At 33.6% G+C, this 1,083-nt stretch carries 1 protein-coding gene; it reads left to right on the top strand.

The features are described from left to right. Nucleotides 1-22: 22 nt before the first annotated feature. Nucleotides 23-1,083: hypothetical protein (locus tag CQA53_RS11590; protein WP_147290061.1), on the top strand; the 1,061-nt coding region annotated here is incomplete at its 3' end.

Genomic DNA, 1,083 nt, shown 5'->3' with positions numbered 1-1,083 from the left:
TCGTATTGCTTGGAGCTATGATATGAAGTATAATAAACATATAGATTTAATCTTTTTTCCTGAAGAAAATCCTTATCTCAACTATGCCTATCTCTATGCTAAAGATTTCCCTAAAAAGATAAGCAATGAAGATAATCCTAGAGAAATAATAGAAATGCAACCAAACTATGATATAAACTATGAGTTTGTAAAAGAGATTCTATCAAAGGCAGGAATGGATACATATCATAGAAAGAGATTCTTTGAAGTGAGATTTGGGACTGCGATGTTTGTGCCTATGGAAATAGAGTTTGAGTGGTATATCGGCATAGGAGTAGATACCGAATCTTTTCCAGAAGAAGGTATCACATTCCCTTGCTATGATAAATACTTGGTATATACAGATGAAGCAAATGGCGATTGTCCTTTATATATTTGTGTTGGTATCATCAAATCCTATTCTGTTTTACCCATAAATACAAAGCTTAATTATGATTATACTTCACATCTTGCATATATTGACTACGACACTGACAAACCTATCACCTACAAAGAAGTTTTTACCCCTATCCCTATCAATGCCCTAGCTACCACAATGACAAAGGTTAGTCATTATAGTGCTAAATATCCCAATGATTTCTTTGTTAATCTACGAGATAAGCCAAGCTCTAAAGAAGGCAAGATTCTCTCTCAGCTTTTCTCACACAAGCTACACATAAATTATGATGTGCTAGATAAAGTAGTGCCAACTAATAATGAGGATTTTGGGGAACCAACAAGATTATTTGATATAATAGCTACCAAGGGGCGGAAATTGTATCATAAATATGAAGAAGCAGGTAGCACAGATGACGAAGGATATATATACTACTATCAATGTCTCTTACAAAAGGTTTGTTACAAAAATTATAAATCCAAAATGATTAATCCTCTATGGAGAGATACATATCTCATCTATGTGCAAAATACACTCCCAAATAATTGGGCAAAAGTATGGGTGATAAAACCACCAGATGATAATACGAAGGCTTTAGGTAGTGATCATTATTTTTTCAAAGAGGCGAAAGAAGAGATATTTGGTTACCAATCACAATGGAATTTAGG

Source organism: Helicobacter didelphidarum (genome assembly GCF_003364195.1).
GTDB lineage: Bacteria > Campylobacterota > Campylobacteria > Campylobacterales > Helicobacteraceae > Helicobacter_A > Helicobacter_A didelphidarum.
Note: the sequence above shows the minus strand (reverse complement) of the source record. Positions and strands in the feature narration are given on the sequence as shown.